The 17,433-nt window shown below is 65.4% G+C and carries 18 protein-coding genes; 9 read left to right on the top strand and 9 right to left on the bottom strand.

All coding sequences use genetic code 11. The annotated features are described in order from the left end of the window. The first annotated feature begins 66 nt into the window (after positions 1 to 66). From L1F06_RS07865 to L1F06_RS07855, 3 genes are all read left to right on the top strand, one after another. On the top strand, positions 67 to 1,266 hold the full coding sequence (locus L1F06_RS07865) for an osmoprotectant NAGGN system M42 family peptidase (protein ID WP_012019120.1): 1,200 nt from the start codon (positions 67 to 69) through the stop codon (positions 1,264 to 1,266). Positions 1,267 to 1,450: 184 nt separating this feature from the next. Then, on the top strand, positions 1,451 to 4,195 hold the full coding sequence (locus tag L1F06_RS07860; protein ID WP_129483127.1) for a hybrid sensor histidine kinase/response regulator: 2,745 nt from the start codon (positions 1,451 to 1,453) through the stop codon (positions 4,193 to 4,195). A 71-nt stretch (positions 4,196 to 4,266) separates the two neighbouring features. After that, entirely contained in the window at positions 4,267 to 4,506 is a 240-nt protein-coding gene (locus L1F06_RS07855) for a YheU family protein (protein ID WP_003244369.1), read from the top strand. On the opposite strand, the gene L1F06_RS07850 is transcribed toward L1F06_RS07855, so the two are convergent. From L1F06_RS07850 to ttcA, 4 genes are all read right to left on the bottom strand, one after another. Further along, a complete protein-coding gene (locus tag L1F06_RS07850) occupies positions 4,496 to 5,167 on the bottom strand; it encodes a DNA-3-methyladenine glycosylase I (RefSeq protein WP_129483128.1) in 672 nt (223 codons plus the stop codon). The two genes, L1F06_RS07855 and L1F06_RS07850, sit on opposite strands and share 11 nt — an antisense overlap. A 119-nt stretch (positions 5,168 to 5,286) precedes the next feature. Continuing rightward, a complete protein-coding gene (locus L1F06_RS07845; protein WP_129483129.1) occupies positions 5,287 to 6,351 on the bottom strand; it encodes a 3-deoxy-7-phosphoheptulonate synthase in 1,065 nt (354 codons plus the stop codon). A gap of 262 nt (positions 6,352 to 6,613) precedes the next feature. Further along, positions 6,614 to 6,745 carry a hypothetical protein gene (locus L1F06_RS24930; RefSeq protein WP_289781959.1) on the bottom strand — a complete coding sequence of 44 codons (132 nt, stop codon included), beginning with the start codon at positions 6,743 to 6,745 and terminating at the stop codon, positions 6,614 to 6,616. Between the two features lie 65 nt (positions 6,746 to 6,810). Then, entirely contained in the window at positions 6,811 to 7,635 is an 825-nt protein-coding gene (gene ttcA / locus L1F06_RS07840) for a tRNA 2-thiocytidine(32) synthetase TtcA (protein WP_003244364.1), read from the bottom strand. 100 nt (positions 7,636 to 7,735) lie between these two features. Here ttcA and L1F06_RS07835 point away from each other — a divergent pair, with 100 nt between their 5' ends. The 4 genes from L1F06_RS07835 (at position 7,736) to L1F06_RS07820 (ending at position 10,453) form a co-directional block, all read left to right on the top strand. After that, positions 7,736 to 8,329: a DNA-J related domain-containing protein gene (locus L1F06_RS07835; protein WP_129483130.1), complete on the top strand. Its 594-nt coding sequence runs from the start codon at positions 7,736 to 7,738 to the stop codon at positions 8,327 to 8,329. Between the two features lie 166 nt (positions 8,330 to 8,495). Continuing rightward, positions 8,496 to 9,095, top strand: coding sequence for a Yip1 family protein (locus L1F06_RS07830; protein ID WP_003244360.1), 600 nt, complete (start codon positions 8,496 to 8,498; stop codon positions 9,093 to 9,095). A gap of 139 nt (positions 9,096 to 9,234) precedes the next feature. Next, positions 9,235 to 9,897, top strand: coding sequence for a Yip1 family protein (locus L1F06_RS07825; RefSeq protein ID WP_003244358.1), 663 nt, complete (start codon positions 9,235 to 9,237; stop codon positions 9,895 to 9,897). A gap of 61 nt (positions 9,898 to 9,958) precedes the next feature. After that, positions 9,959 to 10,453 (top strand): SprT family zinc-dependent metalloprotease, encoded by a 495-nt coding sequence (locus L1F06_RS07820; RefSeq protein ID WP_012019126.1) that lies wholly within the window; start codon positions 9,959 to 9,961, stop codon positions 10,451 to 10,453. Between the two features lie 121 nt (positions 10,454 to 10,574). Here the strand turns inward: L1F06_RS07820 and L1F06_RS07815 are convergent, their stop codons facing one another. The 5 genes from L1F06_RS07815 to L1F06_RS07795 form a co-directional block, all read right to left on the bottom strand. Beyond that, the gene (locus tag L1F06_RS07815; RefSeq protein ID WP_252576747.1) at positions 10,575 to 10,916 is read right to left on the bottom strand and encodes a lysozyme inhibitor LprI family protein; all 342 of its coding nucleotides are present in this window, start codon (positions 10,914 to 10,916) and stop codon (positions 10,575 to 10,577) included. A gap of 39 nt (positions 10,917 to 10,955) precedes the next feature. After that, on the bottom strand, positions 10,956 to 11,267 hold the full coding sequence (locus tag L1F06_RS07810) for a hypothetical protein (RefSeq protein ID WP_129483132.1): 312 nt from the start codon (positions 11,265 to 11,267) through the stop codon (positions 10,956 to 10,958). A gap of 74 nt (positions 11,268 to 11,341) precedes the next feature. Beyond that, the gene (locus L1F06_RS07805; RefSeq protein WP_129483133.1) at positions 11,342 to 12,523 is read right to left on the bottom strand and encodes a CaiB/BaiF CoA transferase family protein; all 1,182 of its coding nucleotides are present in this window, start codon (positions 12,521 to 12,523) and stop codon (positions 11,342 to 11,344) included. 146 nt (positions 12,524 to 12,669) lie between these two features. Beyond that, on the bottom strand, positions 12,670 to 14,310 hold the full coding sequence (locus L1F06_RS07800) for an AMP-binding protein (RefSeq protein ID WP_129483134.1): 1,641 nt from the start codon (positions 14,308 to 14,310) through the stop codon (positions 12,670 to 12,672). Between the two features lie 102 nt (positions 14,311 to 14,412). After that, the gene (locus tag L1F06_RS07795) at positions 14,413 to 15,552 is read right to left on the bottom strand and encodes an acyl-CoA dehydrogenase family protein (RefSeq protein ID WP_129483135.1); all 1,140 of its coding nucleotides are present in this window, start codon (positions 15,550 to 15,552) and stop codon (positions 14,413 to 14,415) included. Positions 15,553 to 15,717: 165 nt separating this feature from the next. Between L1F06_RS07795 and L1F06_RS07790 the strand changes: the two genes are divergently transcribed. Beyond that, complete coding sequence (locus tag L1F06_RS07790) at positions 15,718 to 16,716, top strand: AraC family transcriptional regulator (RefSeq protein WP_129483136.1); 999 nt, start codon at positions 15,718 to 15,720, stop codon at positions 16,714 to 16,716. Positions 16,717 to 16,848: 132 nt separating this feature from the next. Next, a complete protein-coding gene (locus tag L1F06_RS07785) occupies positions 16,849 to 17,400 on the top strand; it encodes a YdeI/OmpD-associated family protein (RefSeq protein WP_129483137.1) in 552 nt (183 codons plus the stop codon). Positions 17,401 to 17,433: the final 33 nt, after the last annotated feature.

The following is a 17,433-nucleotide window of genomic DNA, read 5'->3' as shown; positions in this document are numbered from 1 at the left end:
GACCTTGCATCGCTCGCCCGTGGATTCGCTCCCGCACGCAACCTGCCAGATATGCGAGGGGACTCCATGCAACAGATACCCGAACCCGACCTCGACTATATGCAGAAGGTACTGCTGGAGATGCTCGCCATCCCCAGCCCCACCGGTTTCACCGACACCATCGTGCGCTACGTCGCCGAGCGCCTCGAAGAGCTGGAAATTCCCTTCGAGCTGACCCGCCGCGGCACCATCCGCGCCACCCTGCGCGGTCGTCAGAGCGAGTACGAACGCTTCGATCGTGCGGTTTCCGCGCACCTGGACACCATCGGCGCCATCGTCCGCGAGATCAAGGACAACGGCCGCCTCGGCCTGGCCCCCGTGGGCTGCTGGTCGAGCCGTTTCGCCGAGGGCAGCCGGGTCAGCCTGTTCACCGACCACGGTGTGATCCGCGGCAGCGTGCTGCCACTGATGGCCTCCGGGCACGCCTTCAATACCGCGGTCGACACCCTGCCGGTGAGCTGGGATCACGTCGAACTGCGCCTGGATGCCTACTGCGCCACCCGCGCCGACTGCGACGCCCTGGGCATATCGGTGGGCGATTTCGTCGCCTTCGACCCGCTGCCGGAGTTTTCCGAAAGCGGCCACATCAGCGCCCGCCACCTCGACGACAAGGCCGGCGTCGCCGCCCTGCTGGCCTCGCTCAAGGCGATTCACGATCACGGCCTGCAACCGCTGATCGATTGCCACCCGCTGTTCACCATCACCGAGGAAGTCGGCTCCGGCGCCGCCGCCGCCCTGCCCTGGGACGTCAGCGAGTTCGTCGGCATCGACATCGCCCCGGTCGCCCCCGGCCAGCAATCGAACGAGCATGCCGTCAGCGTGGCCATGCAGGATTCGGGCGGGCCCTATGACTATCATCTGTCGCGCCAGTTGCTGCGCCTGGCCGCTGAGCAGGAAGTGCCGGTGCGGCGCGACCTGTTCCGCTACTACCACAGCGACGCGCAGTCGGCGGTGGCCGCCGGCCACGATATCCGTACCGCGCTGCTGGCCTTCGGCTGCGACGCCACCCATGGCTACGAGCGCACCCATATCGACAGCCTCAAGGCCCTCAGCCGCCTGCTCACCGCCTACATGATGAGCCCGCCGGTATTCGCCAGCGATGCCCAGCCGGCGCAAGGTTCGCTGGAGCGCTTCAGCCATCAGCTTGAGCACGATGCGCAGATGGAAAGCGAGACACGCGTTCCACCTGTGGACAGTCTGCTCGGCCAGCACGATCGGGACGCTTGAAGGGCCGCGCGCATAAGGGCAAAGTGAGAAAAGATGCCAGGGGGAGCGCCAGCTCCCCTTTTTAATGTTCCGCCGCTTCATCCCTGCGGGGGCTTGCGCGCCAGAACGCCGTCTGCGCTGGTATGGCCTGCGCTACCTGGGGCAGCCAAGCGGGCCATTTTTTGTGACTCATTGAGGTTCACGGATGCCTCGTCTATGTCTGGCTTTGCTGCTGTTCTGGCTTGCCTCGCCAAGCTGGGCGCTGATGCCTGCGCCGCTCGATAGCGACGATCTGCGCCTCGCGCTGGGCCCCTATACCGGCTATTACGAAGACCGCGACGGCAGCCTGAGCGTCGAGCAGGTGCAGGCGCTGGACGACGAAGCCTTCGTGCGCCTGGAGGGCGAACACGCCAACCTGGGCAAGAACGCCTCGGTCTGGTGGTTCAAGGTACGCATGGTCAACGGCTTGCAGCACGAACTGGGCGGCTACCTGGAAATCAACTACCCGCTGCTCGACCATCTGCAGGTATATCTCCTCACTCCCGATGGCAGCCGCCTGGAGCAGGAGAGCGGCGACCGCTATGCCTTCTCCCAGCGCCCGGTGCAGGTGCGCAATTTCTGGTTCCCGCTGCAACTGCAGCCGGGCGTCAGCACCCTGCTGGTGCGGGTGGAGACCACCAGCACGGTATTCGTGCCGCTGTTCTTCAGTACCTACGGCGCCAGTGCCGCCGCCCAGGAAAACCTCATGGGCTTCAACGGCGCGTTCTATGGCGTGCTGTTCGCCATGTTCTGCTACAACCTGTTCCTCTACCTGTCGCTTCGCGAAGCCGCCTATTTCTGGTACCTGACCTACAACCTCAACGTCGGTCTGCTGGCCGCCTGCTTCGACGGCATGCTGTTCAAGCTGCTGCCCGAGCATGTGGCCTTCCAGTCGGTGAGCATCTACATCCTGATGTACCTGCACTGCCTCACCGCCATCCAGTTCAGCCGCCACTTCCTGCACGCGCGCCAGTACTTTCCGCGCCTGGACACCGGCCTGCGCCTGCTGATGCTGGCCTGCGCCGGCATTCTCGTTTCGGTACCGCTGATCGGCCTGACCGCCTGGAACATCCTGGCCAGCGTCACCGTCTCCCTGGTTTCCCTGGCCCTGCTGCTCACCGGCCTCTACGTCTGGCGCCGTGGCGTGCGCTACGGCTCCTACTACACCCTGGCCTGGGCAATCATGCTGTTCGCCTTCATCCAGGCCACCACCGGCTCGCTGGGCCTGGAGGTCTTCGGCGTGTTCGGCGCCACGGCGGTGAAGATCGGCGTGACCATCGAGCTGATCACCCTGTCCATCGGCCTGGCCGACCGCATCAACCTGCTCAAGGAAGAGGGTTTCCAGTCGCGCCGCGCGGCCGAACAGGCGGCGTTCGAAAGCCAGGCCAAAAGCCGCTTCCTGGCCAAGATGAGCCACGAGATCCGCACCCCGCTCAACGGCGTGCTGGGCATGCTGCAGCTGCTGCGCGAAACGCCGCTGGACCGCAGCCAGCGCTTCTACGTCGACACCATCTCCAGCTCCGGCAGCTCGCTGATGGCGGTGATCAACGACATCCTCGACTACGCCCGCATCGAGTCCGGCAAGCTCAGCCTGGAACAGATCGAGTTCGATCTCGAGGACATGATCTCCGAGACCCTCAGCCTGTTCACCGGCCAGGCGCTGGACAAGCGCCTGCGCCTCTACGTCAGCCTCGAGGGCGGTGTGCCGCGGCGCATCCAGGGTGACCCGACGCGGCTCAAGCAGGTGCTGATGAACCTGCTCAGCAATGCCTTGAAGTTCACCGCCGAGGGCCATGTGGCGGTCAGCGTCAGCCGCCGCAGCGACAGCCATGGCCAGCCGCACCTGGTGTTCGCCGTCAGCGACAGCGGCATCGGCATCAGCGAGCAGGCCCTGGCCAAGCTGTTCGAATCCTTCGCCCAGGGCGACTCCAGCACCACCCGTCGCTACGGCGGCAGCGGTCTGGGCCTGGCCATCAGCAAGGAGCTGGTGGAGATGATGGGCGGCCGTATCGAGGTGCAGAGCACCCCGGGCCAGGGCACCCGCTTCGCCTTCGACATCCCCCTGCTCGAAGCGCCTGAAGCGCCCGACGACCTTGCCCGCCTGCTCGCCGGACGCACGGCCCTGCTCGCCTCGCTCGACGGCCTGGGCCTGGACGCCCTGAGTCGCCTGCTGGGCCGCTGGGGCATGCGCACCGAACGCTGCCAGACGCCCGAACGTCTGCAGGACTACCTGGAGGATTTCACCGCGCCGCCATTGCTGGTACTGATGGCGCCCTGGCCCGGCAGCGTCAACCACTGGCTCGAGTCGCTGCGCCCGATGCTGCAACTGCAGCAGCGCGTGCTGCTGGTGTGCCCGCCCGAGGCCTGTCAGCAACTGCCCGAGAGCAAGGGCCTGCGCCTGCAGCACCTGGCCCAGCCGCTGGCGATCAACGCCCTGCGCCAGGCCCTGACCGGGCTGTACGAAGAACCCAGAGCACAGGTACATCACTTGGTAAGAGAAGTACGCAGCGACAAGGGCGACGCCCCCTGCATCCTCGTCGCCGAAGACAACCCGGTTAATCAGCTGGTGGTGCAGGGCTTCCTGAAGAAACGCGGCTACAGCGTGCGCCTGGTGACCGACGGCCAGGCCGCGGTGGACGAATACAGTCGCGACCCCGCCGCCGTTCAGCTGATCCTGATGGATTGCGAAATGCCGGTGATGGACGGTTTCGAAGCCACCCGGCAGATCCGCCGCCTGGAACACAGCCAGCAACTCGGTGCCGTGCCCATCATCGCCCTGACCGCGCATATCCTCGACGAACACCGTCAGCACGGCATGGAAGCCGGCATGGACGACTTCCTCGGCAAGCCGCTGGACAGCAAGCTGCTCTACAGCACCCTGGAGCGCTTTCTCAAGCTGCACAGCGCCTGAGGACGACGAGCTGTCGCGGCATGCCCGCGACTGGCTCTATCATAGGCGCCGTTTACTGGAGCCCCGTTGCCGTGCTGATTCCCGCCCACCTGCTGCAAGCCGACACCCTCACCGCCCTGATCGAAGACTTCGTCACCCGCGACGGCACCGACAACGGCGACGAGACCCCGCTGGAAACCCGCGTACAACGCGTGCGCCGCGCCCTGGACAAGGGCGAGGCGGTGATCGTCTTCGATCCGGACAGCCAGCAGTGCCAGCTGGCGATGAAGCGTGACGTGCCCAGGGAATGGCTGGAAGCGCTCAATGATTGACCGTGTGCGCCAGCATCACCGATAGCTGGCACAGCGGCCGGCCGCTCTCGGCCTGCCACTGATTGAAAGCCGCCTGCACCTCGGCCAGGTCCTTCTGACTGGTGGGCGCCTTGTCGATGACGTCCTGCGCCTTGAGCGCGGCGACCATGTCGTCGGTGGGAACGAAGGTATCCTTGCCCACCATGCGCAGAAAACGCGGCGCCGACAGCCCGCCCAGCTGGTTGCCGTGCTTGGCCAGGTACTTCCACAGACCGACGATGTCGCTGGCCGGCCAGTCGGCGATCAGTGCGCCAAAGCTGCCCCTCTCGCGGCGCACGTCGAGGATGAACTGGGCATTGCGCGGCACGCTCTTGAACTTGCCCAGGTGACGGATCAGCCGCGCATCCTGCATCAAATTCTCCAGGCGCTCGGCGCCCATCAGCACCACCTTCTCCGGGTCGAAGCCGAAGAACACTTCCTCGAAGGCCGGCCACTTGGCGTCCACCAGGCTGTGCTTGAGGCCGGCGCGAAAGATGCGCAGGCTCATCAGCGACAGGTAGCGGTCATCGGAGAGCGCGCGCAGTTCGGCATCGCTGCGCGGCTGCGGCAGCATGGCCTCCAGAGCCTTGGCCGAGCCGAAGCGGTTGAGGCAGAACTCGTGCAGCCACTTGTAATCACGCATGAATCGAATCCTTCATGAATCGGATGACGAAGCCTGCATGCAGAACGCCGAACGCCGCAAGTCCTGTAAAGAACAAGGGCGGGTGCCCCCCGACCTCGGGCTGGCCCGTTGCACCCGCCCTACCCGCGCAAACGCTCGGCGGCCTGACGCAATGCTGCTTCGGTGCCACTCCAGCCTAGGCAACCATCGGTGATCGACACGCCATAGCGCAATTCGCCGGAGAGTGCCTGGCACCCGTCGAACAGGTGACTCTCCAGCATCACCCCGCGCAGGCTGGCGTCGCCGGCCAGGCGCTGCTCGATCACGCTCTCCAGCACCGCTGGCTGGCGCAGCGGGTCCTTGCCGCTGTTGGCGTGGCTGCAGTCGACCATGATCCGCGGTGCGATGCCCTGACGCTGCAGCGCCTCGCGCGCGGCCGCGACGCTGGCGGCATCGTGGTTCGGCGCGCCATGACCGCCGCGCAGTACCAGGTGGGTATCCGGGTTGCCGACGGTTTGCAGCAGCGCCGGATGGCCGAGGTCGTCGATGCCGAAATGCTGGTGCGGGTGCGCAGCCGAACGCATGGCGTCACAGGCGATGCCGACGCTGCCGTCGGTGCCGTTCTTGAAGCCGACCGGCAGATCCAGACCGCTGACCATCTCGCGGTGCACCTGCGACTCGCTGGTACGTGCACCAATCGCCGCCCAACCGAGCAGATCATCGAAGTAGCCGGCAGCCATGGGTTGCAGCAGCTCGCTGGCCAGCGGCAGGCCACGGTCGAGGATGTCCAGCATCAGCTGGCGCGACAGGCGCAGCCCTTCGGCCATATCGCCGCTGCCATCCAGATGCGGGTCGTACAACAGCCCCTTCCAGCCCACGGTGGTGCGCGGCTTCTCCACGTAAGCACGCATCACCAGCAGCAGTTGGTCATCGACCTGCGGCGCCAGTTCGGCCAGGCGTTCGGCGTATTCGAGGGCGCTGGTGCGGTCATGCAGGGAGCAAGGGCCGACCACCACCAGCAGGCGCGAATCGCGACCATTGAGCACGGCGCGGATGGCCTTGCGGTCGGCGGCGATGCGTTCGGCAAGTGCGCCGGGCAATGGCAGGCGCTGGCGCAGTACGGCGGGGCTGGGCAGCGGCTGGGCGCTACGGCGGGCGATGGGGGTAACGGGGCAAGCGAGGTGAGCGGAGACGGATGCGTTCATGATCTGGCGATTCCTTGGCCGGCGCGGTCGATACCGCGGCGGCGCTAACTGAGTGTTCGTTGCAAAGGTGTCAGGGCGGTGGTGACGCCGCTAAATCGCCAGTCGTAGCGGTAGTTGCGGTAATAACGGTTCATCTGCAAGTCCTCGATCTATGGCCGTTTTCGGCCGGAAAAAACAAAACCCCCGGTCGGGTTGCCGACCGGGGGTTTTCTGGAAAACGTCTCTGGTGGCGACCCTGCTGTCTCAGGCCGCCTGTGGGGTATCAGGCGCGCCTGCGGCTAAACCAATACCCAAAGAAGTAATACGCCGCGGCCGCGACCGACTGCGCACGCACCAGCGCGGCGCGCGTGGCACCGGCTTGCAGCGAGGACAGGAGGTTGAGGCTGACGGACATGCAATTCTCCAAACAATGGCCGAACCATACTCCAGGCCTTTGCGGCCTGGCAAGCAGGCGGTTGGTTACAGACTCATCACATCGAGAAAGCGCGGCGTGGCGCTGTCGTCGATCTTCAGGCTCTTGAAATCGAACAGGTTGCGGTCGGCCAGTTGCGAGGGGTGCACGTTCTGCAGGGCGCGGAACATGATCTCGACGCGGCCCGGGCTCTTGCGCTCCCACTCCTGCAGCATCTCCTTGACCACCTGGCGCTGCAGATTCTCCTGCGAACCGCACAGGTTGCACGGGATGATGGGGAATTCCTTGAGCTGGCTGTAGGCCTCGATGTCGGCCTCGGCGCAGTAGGCCAGCGGGCGGATCACCACGTTGCGGCCATCGTCCGACAGCAGCTTGGGCGGCATGGCCTTGAGCGTGCCGCCGTAGAACATGTTGAGGAAGAAGGTTTCCAGGATGTCGTCACGGTGGTGACCCAGCGCCATCTTGGTCGCGCCGATCTCGTCGGCGTAGGTATACAGGGTGCCGCGACGCAGGCGCGAGCACAGCGAGCAGGTGGTCTTGCCCTCGGGAATCTTCTCCTTGACCACCGAGTAGGTGTCCTTCTCGATGATGTGGTACGCAACGCCGATGGACTCCAGGTAAGCCGGCAGCACGTGCTCGGGGAAGCCGGGCTGCTTCTGGTCCATGTTCACCGCGACGATCTCGAACTTGATCGGCGCCACCTTCTGCAGGTACAGCAGCACGTCGAGCATGGTGTAGCTGTCCTTGCCGCCGGACAGGCAGACCATCACCTTGTCGCCATCCTCGATCATGTTGAAGTCGGTGATGGCTTCGCCGGCCAGGCGGCGAATGCGCTTCTGCAGTTTGTTCTGGTTGACCGAAAGGGTGCCCATGGTGCGTCGAGATCCGAGGGGTGGGAACGAAAGCGCGACATTTTACGCAGAAAGCCGCCCTCGCCCTACCCCACCGGCGGCGAAATGCTAGGCTCGGCCGATGAATGACGACCTAGACCCCGCCGCCGACCTCTGCGACCAGGTGCTGGAGCTGCTTCTGGCCGCGCCCGAGGGGGTGGCCGAGTACCAGCTGATCCAGCAGCTCAAACAGCGCCATAGCGGCCATATCCCCAACCTGCCGCTGACCGACAAGCTGGTGCTGTTTCGCACCCACTTCCTGCTGTTCAACGCCCTGTACCGGCTGCGTGAGCGGCTCTGGCAGGACGGCAGCCACCTGCTGCAGATCAGCCCGCTGTGCATCCAGCTGCTGCCGTACCAGACCGGCAGCGCAGCGCTCAGCGAGCGCGACGGGCTGCGCGACTACTACCTGGACATGGACAACCTGCGCGACACCGACGAGCGCGATGTCGAGCGCCTGCTGGCCAGCTTCTGGACCCGCATGCAGGGCGGCGAGGAGAAGCAGGCGGCCCTGGGCCTGTTCGAACTCGACGAGCAGGCGCCACTGGACCTGGCACGTATCAAGCACCGCTACCGACAACTGGTCAGCCAGCACCATCCCGACCGAGGCGGCAGCACAGAGCGGCTGCAGTCGATCAACAAGGCGATGGAAATTCTAGAGCGCTATTACAACTGATCTGCAGAGAGCGATTTGCTCTAAAGCCAGACATCACGCGCCCTCCAGCCGCTGCCTATACTGCGACATACGGTCGCATAGGTTCGGCCTGGCACCCGGTGGCGCTGTACATGCGCGCCGGGCGTCCGCTGGGGGGCGATCGTCATAAAAAGAGGAGGTGTCTGGCATGATCCACCACGTTTGGGGGCTCTTCACCCATCCCGACCAAGAATGGCAAGAAATCCGTGGCGAGGAAGAAACCATCAGCCACATGTACCTGACCCATGTGCTGATTCTCGCGGCTATCCCCGCCGTTTCGGCCTATATCGGCACGACCCAGGTTGGTTGGGCCATCGGTGACCGAGCACCCGTGATGCTTACCGAAGGCAGTGCGATGGTGATGACCATCATGTCCTATCTGGCGATGCTCGCCGGTGTGGCGGTGATGGGCGCCTTCATCCACTGGATGGCGCGCACCTATGACGCCAATCCCACCTTCACCCAGTGCGTCGTGTTCGCAGCCTATACCGCTACCCCGCTGTTCATCGGCGGCCTGGCAGCCCTCTACCCGCACTTGTGGCTGGGCATGGTGGTCGGCACGGTAGCCATCTGCTACACGGTTTACCTGCTTTACGTCGGCATACCGACCTTCATGAACATTCCCGAGGACGAAGGGTTCATGTTCTCCAGCTCGGTGCTGGCGGTAGGCCTGGTGGTGCTGGTGGCGATGATCGCCAGCTCGGTGATTCTCTGGGGGCTTGGCATCGGCCCCGTTTACACCAGCTGAGCCTCGTTCGACTCGCTGAACCTCAAGGCCGCCTTCGGGCGGCCTTTTTCATGGCGGCTCGCTGATTGAAGATTTGCATTGAACCTACCGGCCGAATGACTGCCCGAAAATTTATAGGCAGTCAGCAGGCGGTGTTCCCATGTATGCGAACCTTTATACCCTTCTCACACGCCCAGACCGGGCCTGGACGGCCATTCGCCAGGACGAGGAGCGCAACAGCGCGAACTACCTGCCCTATCTGCTGCTGTTCAGCCTGCTTCCGGCGCTGTGCCTGTTCATCGGCACCCACTGGGTCGGCTGGAGCCTGGTGGACCGGGAGCGGGTTCGTCTGGATTTGGTCAGCGCACTGCAACTGAGTGCGCTGCTGTACCTGACGATCCTGATCGGCGTGGTCATCATGGGTTACGTCCTGCGCTACATGTCGCGAACCTTCGAGGCCAGGCCGACCTTCAACCAGTGCATCGGCTTCATCGCCTACACCTGCACACCCTTCTTCATTGCCGGTCTCGCTGCGCTGTACCCGACGCGTTGGCTGGCCATCCTGGTGCTGCTGGGCGCCTGCGCTCACGCCAGCTTCCTGCTCTATGTGGGGCTGCCGCGCTTCATGCGCATCGATAACCAGCAGAGCTTTCTCTATGCCTCCTCCATGGCGGGTGTGGCGCTGCTGGTGCTGGTCACCATCCTGGTCAGCATGATCCTGTTCTGGTCCTACACGCTCCAGCCGGACTACCAGCGAACGGTCGATCAGGACCAGAGCCGCGGCACGCAGCAGGAGCGCATGCAGCCGCCAGGAGACGAGTGATACCTGCGCAGGCGGGCTGCTTGCGGCATAATCGCGCGTCCGCCCTTCACCGCAGTGCGCCATGCCCGAACAGCTCCACGCCCGTGTCGAGGCCTGCTACCAGCTGGCCGAAGCCTTCTTCAAGCAACGCTTTGCTCGCCCGGAAGTGAGTTTCAAGCTGCGCGGACAGAAGGCCGGCGTCGCCCACCTGACGGAAAACAAGCTGCGCTTCAACCTGCAGCTGTATCGGGAAAACCGCGAGGACTTCCTGCGCCAGACGGTGCCCCACGAAGTGGCGCACATGGTCGCCCATCAGCTGTTTGGCCCGCGCATCCAGCCGCATGGCGAGGAGTGGCAACTGATCATGCGCGGCGTCTACGAGCTGGCGCCGCAGCGCTGTCACAACTATGAAGTGCAGCGACGCAAGGTCAGCCGCTTCATCTACCGCTGCAGTTGCCCCGAGGGCGAATTCCCCTTCTCGGCCCAACGCCACGCGAAGGTGGCCAAGGGCCAACGCTACTACTGCCGCCGCTGCAAGGTAACGCTGCAGTTCACCGGTCAGCAGCGGGTGGAATAGCCCTGAGTATCCCGGCACGGCCGTAGGGTGCGCCGCGCGCACCGGCTGTTACCGTCAAGGCCGCCTGGCCCCCTGGTGCGCATGGCGCACCCTACGTCGCAGGCTGCGAGCGAGGCAGCGCTCAGAATTCATCCTCCAGCATCGACTTCAACCAGGCCGCGCGGGCTCGCGCCTGCTCGGCCATGCACTGCGCAGCCCAGAAACCGGTCCAGGGTGAACCCTGCACGCGGCTGCGCGCATACAGGCTGCAGCTCTGCTCACGCTGGCGAATCCAGCTCCGCTGGGCGTCGCGCAGCTCCACCACCAGCTCCGGCTCGTATTCCTTGAAATGGCTCAGCAGACGGTCATAGCTGCGCTGCAGCTCGTCTTCCGCCGCCTGCCACGCGGGCCCGTGACAGAGGTTGGCAGCCATGGCGCTGCCTTGCTGACAGGGATCCTCGGACTCAGCGGCGCTGATCGCCATGCAGAGACCTAGAAGTAGCAATGCAAAGTGGCGCATGGCTCAGTCCCCCGCCGCGTCTTGTTTGCCCTTCAAGACCTGCGCCGGACGCGGCCTCGGGCGCCACAGGCGAGGTCTGGGCACGGCACGCGGCCGGCGCCGACTCAGCAGTGCCCGCACCCATTCGAACAACGTCAGCACCAGCCAGAGCAGCAGTTCGATCAGCACCACTGCCAGCAACAACAGCGCCTCACCGAGCCCCAGCGCCGCACCGGCACCTGCCGCCGCGCCGGTCAGCAGATTGATCAGGGCGGTCAGGGCGCCGGCCAGCAGTTCCAGCAGCGCTACCAGCAACGAAAACAGGGCTTCCAGCATCGGGCGATCCTTGCACCAGTCATTTGGCCCTGCAGGCTAACGCCTGAGACTGCGTGGCGCCAGTGACTGCCCGATCAGCCAAGCGCTCCGGCCGCGCGCAATGTCGCGATCTGTTCGGCGTCATAGCCCAGCTCGGCCAGCACCTGCGCGGTATGAGCGCCCAACGCCGCCCCGACATGCCGGGGTGCCGGCAGCCCGTGCGAGAACTTCAGCGGGCAGGCCAGTTGCGGCTGCGCCGGCAAACCCTCGCGCGGCACCTCGGCGACCAGAGCACGCGCCTTGATCTGCGGGTGTTCGAGCGCCTCGGACAGCGGCAGCATGGGCTCGACGCAGGCGTCCAGGGCAGCGAAACGCTCGCGCCAGTCGGCGAAATCGCGCTTCTCGAACTCGATTTCGATCTCGCGCTTGAGCGCTCGCTGATCTTCCGGCTTCGGCGACAGGCCGCGCGCCGCCAGTTCGGGCCGCCCCAGCGCCTGGCAGAACGGCTGCATGAACTGCGGCTCCAGGCTGCCCACCGAGAACCAGCGACCGTCACGGGTGCGGTAATAGTCGTAGAAGCTGCCGCCATTGAGCGCCTGATTCTCCATCTCCGGCTCCACGCCGGCACCGAGATAGCCGGCGCCGGCCATACCGTGCAGGCTGAAGGCGCAGTCGGTCATGCTCACGTCCACCTGCTGGCCTTGGCCAGTGACCTGGCGCTGCACCACCGCGGCGAGCAGGCCGATCACTCCATGCAGGGAACCGCCGGCGATATCTGCCAGCTGCACGCCCAGCGGCAGCGGGCCGCTGTCGCGACGGCCGGTGTAGCTGGCGATGCCAGCCAGTGCCAGGTAGTTGATGTCATGCCCGGCGCGATCCCGGTACGGCCCGGTCTGGCCGTAGCCGGTGATCGACACGTAGATCAGCCGCGGGTTGATCGCCTTGAGCGCCTCGTAGCCGACGCCCAGCTTGTCCATCACCCCGGGGCGGAACTGCTCCAGCACGATGTCGTACTCGGCCACCAGCTTCTTCACCACCTCCACCGCCTCGGGGCGCTTGAGATCCAGGGCAATGCTGCGCTTGTTGCGATTGAGATAGGCGTGGCTGGTGGAGGTGCTGCCGTCGTGCGGTGGCAGCACGCGTACCAGGTCCATGCGCGTGGGCGATTCCACACGCAGCACCTCGGCGCCCATGTCGGCCAGCAGCAGCGAGGCGAACGGCCCGGGCAGCAGGGTGGAGAAATCGAGTACTTTCAGCGAAGACAGTGGGCCGGTCATGGCGACTCCCGATCAGATGATGTGGTATCGGGCGGGAGGCCGCAGCCCCTCTGCCCAACCCTCTCCCCAAAAGCGGGGCGAGGAAGTAGAAAGGTGAAACCCCGGCGTAGCCCGGATGCAATCCGGTAATCCATCAGGGCCAAGGGTCAACGCTCCCAGACGATGGCGTCGCTCGCCGACAGGCTGGCAATGGCCTCGGCATAGTGCGCCTCGAGAACGTTGCGACGAATCTTCATGGTCGGCGTCATGCAGCCGTTGTCCACCGTCCAGGCCTCGCGCACCAGGATGAAGTGACTGATGCGCTCATGCACCGCCAGGCGCTGGTTGAGTGCCTGCAGATGTTGCTGCAGCGCCTCGCTCACGGCTTCCCGGGGTTGCTGGCGGGCCGCGGGTGACAGTTCGATCAGCGCCAGCGGCTGATCCAGATTGCTGCCCATCAGGCATACCTGCTCGACCCAGTGGTTCTTGGCGATCTCGCCCTCGATGGGCGCCGGCGCCACGTACTTGCCCTTGCTGGTCTTGAAGATGTCCTTGACCCGTCCGGTGATGCGCAGATAGCCCGCCTCGTCCAGCTGACCGCGATCGCCGGTGTGCAGCCAGCCATCCTTGAGCGTTTCGGCGGTCTTTTCCGGCTCGCGGTAATAGCCCTGCATCAGCGTCTCGCTGCGCAGCAGAATCTCGCCGCTGTCATCGATGCGTAGCTGCAGGTGCGGCATCGGCCGGCCCACGGTGCCGAAGCGCACCTGCCCCGGACGGTTGAAACAGCCGTAGGCGAAATGCTCGGTCATGCCGTAGCCCTCGCAGAGGGTCATGCCCAGACGTCGATACCACTCCAGCAGCCCGGTGGAAATCGCCGCCGCGCCGGAGACCAGAATGCGCGCGCGATCCAGCCCCAGCCCGGCCCGCACCTTGCGCGCCACCAGGCGACCGAGCACCGGGATGCGCAGGAGGCGCTCGAGCCGTTGCGCCGGCAGTTTCTCCAGCACGCCCTGCTGAAAGCGCGTCCACAGCCGCGGCACGGAGAAGAACACGGTGGGCCGCACCTGGCGCAGATCGCTGGCGAAGGTCTCCAGCGACTCGACGAAGGCCACCGGCGCTCCGCAGTAGAGGCTGTTGAACTCCACCAGAAAACGCTCGGCGGCATGCGATAGCGGCAGATAGGAGAAGAACTGATCCTGCGGCGTCATGCGCATCTCTGCCGTGGCGTTCGCCGCGGAGAAGGCCATGGCATGGGCCGAGAGCATCACGCCCTTGGGTTGCCCGGTGGTGCCGGAGGTATAGAGGATCGACAGCAGATCTTCGCCGCGCTGCGAGCGGGTGCCCTGCAGCGGCTCGTGAGCGGCCAGCAGCGCGTGCCACTGGTGCTCGGCAGGCATGGTCGGGTATGGCATGGCGATGCGGGGGATATGCGCCGCGATTCCCCCTGCCAGCTTGTCCGGCTCGTCCAGCTTGCCCACCAGAATCAGCTTGCAGCCGGCATGTTCCAGCACATAGGCGATCTGCTCGGGAGCCTGCAGCGGATACAGCGGCACGCTGACCAGCCCGGCATGCTGGATGGCCAGGTCGCTGATGAACCATTCGGCGCAGTTCTTCGCCAGCAGCGCGACCCGCTCGCCGGGCACGCAGCCCAACGCCAGCAGCGCACTGGCCAGACGACGGGCCTGCTCGTCGACCTGACGCCAGGTGAAGTCGTGCCAGACGCCCGCCACCGGCTGGCGCAGCCAGACTGCATCGGGCTGCCGGTCCAGCCAGTGGTTGAAACGTTGCAGAGGCAGTTGCAGGGTCATGGGAGGTTACCTTCTTGTCCTTGCGGTTCACCTACACACTAGTGCGAGCGCCTTGACGATGGCGCCATGCGGCTCAAGGCAGGTTGTACCTGCCCCATGCGCTTACAGCTTCATGCCGCGGCTGATGATCTCCTTCATGATTTCCGAGGTGCCGGCGAAGATGCGCTGGATACGCGCGTTCGCGTACATCTTGCAGATCGGGTACTCCCACATGTAGCCCCAGCCGCCATGCAGCTGCACGCCCTCATCGACCACCTTGCACAGCAGTTCGGTGGTGAACAGTTTGGCCTCTGCGGCGACTTCCGGGGTGAGCTTCTTCTGGTTGTGATCCAGCACGCAGCGGTCGGTGAAGACCTGCGCCACGTCGATCTGCGTGCGCATCTCGGCCAGCTTGAAGCGGGTATTCTGAAAGTGCGCCACCGGGCGACCGAAGGCCTGGCGCTCCCTGACATAGTCGATGGTGGTCTGCAGGGCCGCCTCGGCACCGGCCACCGCGCCGCAGGCATTGGTCAGGCGCTCCTGGGCGAGCATGTTCATCAGGTAGAAGAAGCCGCCCTTGGCGTCGCCCAGGAGGTTCTCCTTGGGCACCTTGACGTCGTTGAAGAACAGCTCGGCGGTGTCCTGGCTGTGCATGCCGAGCTTCTTCAGTTTCTTGCCACGCTCGAAACCCGCCATGCCGCGCTCGACCAGAAACAGGCCCATGGCGTGCTTGTTGGCCGGATCGGTCTTGGCCGCGACGATCACCAGATCGGCCAGGTAGCCGTTGGAGATGAACACCTTGGAGCCGTTGAGCAGCCAGTGGTCGCCCTTGTCCACCGCCGTGGTGCGCATGCCGGCCAGGTCGGAACCGGCCGACGGCTCGGTCATGGCCACGGCGAGAATGGTCTCGCCACGGATGATGCCGGGCAGCCAGCGCGTCTTCTGCTCCGCACTACCGTACTCGGCGATATAGGGCCCGCACAGCGCCGAGTGCAGGGGAATCATGAAGCCCGGCTCGTTGATCCGCGCCAGCTCCTCGCACATGATCTGCTCGTAGCGAAAATCCTTGAGCCCGGCGCCGCCGTACTCCTCGTCCGCCCAGGGCAGCAGAAACCCCATCTCGCCAGCCTTGGCCCACACGCTGCGATCGACCACACCCGCCGCCTCCCACTCCTCCTGATGCGGCACCACCTCCTTGTCCAGAAAGGCCGCGAAAGCGTCGCGGAACAGATTGTGCTCGGTGTCGAAATGGTTGCGTTGCATGGGGCGGTTCCTCCGCTGATTTATTCTGCAACCGAGGTTAAGTGGCACCCCCTGCCCCCTCAATGACCCATGCGCTCAGCCTGGATTGACCCAATCGCTCGGCCGGCTTGCTCTGCGCTGCGGCCGCTGCCTACCATCGGCGACCCCGACCATGGAAGCCCATGCATGCGCGAACGCACCATCGCCAGCCACTTCGTCCGCGCCGCGCTGCGCGGCGCCCAGCGTCAGGGCCTGGCCTGCGAACCCATATTGCGCCAGGCGGGCATCCAGCCAGCGGTGCTCATCGAGCCGCGTGCGCGCATCGCCCCCGAGCAGTTCGCCCGCCTGGTGCAGCTGCTATGGGAAGCACTGGACGACGAATATCTGGGTTTCGGTCGCCAGCCGAGCAAACGCGGCACCTTCGCCATGATGGGCCACGCCATCATCCACTGCCGCAGCCTGGAGAAGGCGCTGAGCCGCGGCGCGCTGTTCTACGGCCTGTTCCCCGATGCACCGAGCATCCGCCTGAAGCGCGAAGGCGACTGGGCGCGACTGAGCGTGGATGACAGCACGCTATGGGACCCGGACCACTTTCTGGTGGAAAGCCTGCTGGTGATCTGGCACCGCCTCGGCAGCTGGCTGATCGGCCAGCGCATCCGCCTGGAAGAAGCCACCTTCGCCTACCCCGAACCGCAGCACAGCGCCGAGTACGAACTGCTGTTCCCCTGCACGCGGCGCTTCTGCGCCGGCGCCACCAGCCTGCTGTTCCACGCGCGCTACCTGGCCATGCCGCTGCTGCAGGACGAGCGCACGCTCAAGCAGTTCCTCGAGCACTCCCCCGCCGACCTGCTGGCCCGTCCCGATGGTGGCGACAGCCTGATCAGCCAGATCCGCCGCCTGCTCGGCCGAGACTGCCGCACCTGGCCCGATCTGGAACAGGTCGCCCAGCAGCTGCACACCAGCCCGCAGACCCTGCGCCGCCACCTGCGCGAAGAAGGCACCAGCTTCCAGGAACTCAAGGACCACCTGCGCCGCGATCTGGCCATTTACCACCTGGGCCGCGACGAACTGGCGATTCACGACATCGCCGAGCAGCTCGGCTTCTCCGAGCCCTCGGCCTTTCACCGTGCGTTCAAGAAATGGACCGGGCTGACGCCTGGGGCGTATCGGGCACAGGAGGGTTAAGACTCAGGCGGCCCCTATGCCCTGCCAATCACCGCTGAGAAACGGTTCGTGCAGAAACGGGGCAGCTCCCTTCTTTGCTACCCTCCTCCAATACGCCCTGCGAAATGGCACCTCGATCGCTAGGCCTTTCCCATGCCGCACGCACAAGAAACCTCTCGATTCCAGGCAACCCTGCTACGCCCTCGCCTGGCGGATGGCGAGGCGTTCTGGGCGTTCGTGGTACTGCCCCGGGAGGCGAGCGAGAAACTGCCGAGACGCGGCAGAACCAGTGTGGACGGCCGTATCAACGGGCATCCGTTCCAGGCCAGGCTCGAGCCGGACGGCCAGCTGAGCCACTGGCTACGGGTGGATAACGACCTGCTGCAGGCGACTGGCGCGGCCATCGGCGATCTGGTGACGCTGGAGATCGCCCCGCTAGAGCAGGAGCCCGAGCCGGACGTGCCGGCGGATCTGACCGAGGCATTGGCCGCCGCGCCCGAGGCACGCGACGCCTGGGACGCCACGACGACCATCGCGCGGCTGGACTGGATTCACTGGATCGAGTCGGCCAGGCAGTCCAAGACCCGCGCCAAACGTATCGCCGACGCCTGCGCCATGCTGGGCGAGGGGAAGAAGCGGGTCTGCTGTTTCGATCAGTCCGGCTATTACAGCAAGGCCTTCCGTGCGCCCGAGGCCGTCGGGTGATCGAGCAGAACGGCCGCGCCAGGGCGTAACACA

Origin of the sequence: Pseudomonas hydrolytica (assembly GCF_021495345.1) — a bacterium.
Lineage (GTDB): Bacteria > Pseudomonadota > Gammaproteobacteria > Pseudomonadales > Pseudomonadaceae > Aquipseudomonas > Aquipseudomonas hydrolytica.
Note: the sequence above shows the minus strand (reverse complement) of the source record. Positions and strands in the feature narration are given on the sequence as shown.

Excerpts from the sequence above, each read along its gene's own strand:
- L1F06_RS07790 (WP_129483136.1), top strand. The coding sequence starts at position 15,718 with ATGCGCGAACGCACCATCGCCAGCCACTTCGTCCGCGCCGCGCTGCGC.
- L1F06_RS07805 (WP_129483133.1), bottom strand. The coding sequence starts at position 12,523 with ATGACCGGCCCACTGTCTTCGCTGAAAGTACTCGATTTCTCCACCCTG.
- L1F06_RS07800 (WP_129483134.1), bottom strand. The coding sequence starts at position 14,310 with ATGACCCTGCAACTGCCTCTGCAACGTTTCAACCACTGGCTGGACCGG.
- L1F06_RS07865 (WP_012019120.1), top strand. The coding sequence starts at position 67 with ATGCAACAGATACCCGAACCCGACCTCGACTATATGCAGAAGGTACTG.
- L1F06_RS07860 (WP_129483127.1), top strand. The coding sequence starts at position 1,451 with ATGCCTCGTCTATGTCTGGCTTTGCTGCTGTTCTGGCTTGCCTCGCCA.
- L1F06_RS07835 (WP_129483130.1), top strand. The coding sequence starts at position 7,736 with ATGAATGACGACCTAGACCCCGCCGCCGACCTCTGCGACCAGGTGCTG.
- L1F06_RS24930 (WP_289781959.1), bottom strand. The coding sequence starts at position 6,745 with ATGTCCGTCAGCCTCAACCTCCTGTCCTCGCTGCAAGCCGGTGCCACG.
- L1F06_RS07810 (WP_129483132.1), bottom strand. The coding sequence starts at position 11,267 with ATGCTGGAAGCCCTGTTTTCGTTGCTGGTAGCGCTGCTGGAACTGCTG.
- L1F06_RS07815 (WP_252576747.1), bottom strand. The coding sequence starts at position 10,916 with ATGGCGATCAGCGCCGCTGAGTCCGAGGATCCCTGTCAGCAAGGCAGC.
- L1F06_RS07795 (WP_129483135.1), bottom strand. The coding sequence starts at position 15,552 with ATGCAACGCAACCATTTCGACACCGAGCACAATCTGTTCCGCGACGCT.
- L1F06_RS07785 (WP_129483137.1), top strand. The coding sequence starts at position 16,849 with ATGCCGCACGCACAAGAAACCTCTCGATTCCAGGCAACCCTGCTACGC.
- L1F06_RS07825 (WP_003244358.1), top strand. The coding sequence starts at position 9,235 with ATGTATGCGAACCTTTATACCCTTCTCACACGCCCAGACCGGGCCTGG.
- L1F06_RS07820 (WP_012019126.1), top strand. The coding sequence starts at position 9,959 with ATGCCCGAACAGCTCCACGCCCGTGTCGAGGCCTGCTACCAGCTGGCC.
- L1F06_RS07830 (WP_003244360.1), top strand. The coding sequence starts at position 8,496 with ATGATCCACCACGTTTGGGGGCTCTTCACCCATCCCGACCAAGAATGG.
- ttcA (WP_003244364.1), bottom strand. The coding sequence starts at position 7,635 with ATGGGCACCCTTTCGGTCAACCAGAACAAACTGCAGAAGCGCATTCGC.
- L1F06_RS07845 (WP_129483129.1), bottom strand. The coding sequence starts at position 6,351 with ATGAACGCATCCGTCTCCGCTCACCTCGCTTGCCCCGTTACCCCCATC.
- L1F06_RS07850 (WP_129483128.1), bottom strand. The coding sequence starts at position 5,167 with ATGCGTGATTACAAGTGGCTGCACGAGTTCTGCCTCAACCGCTTCGGC.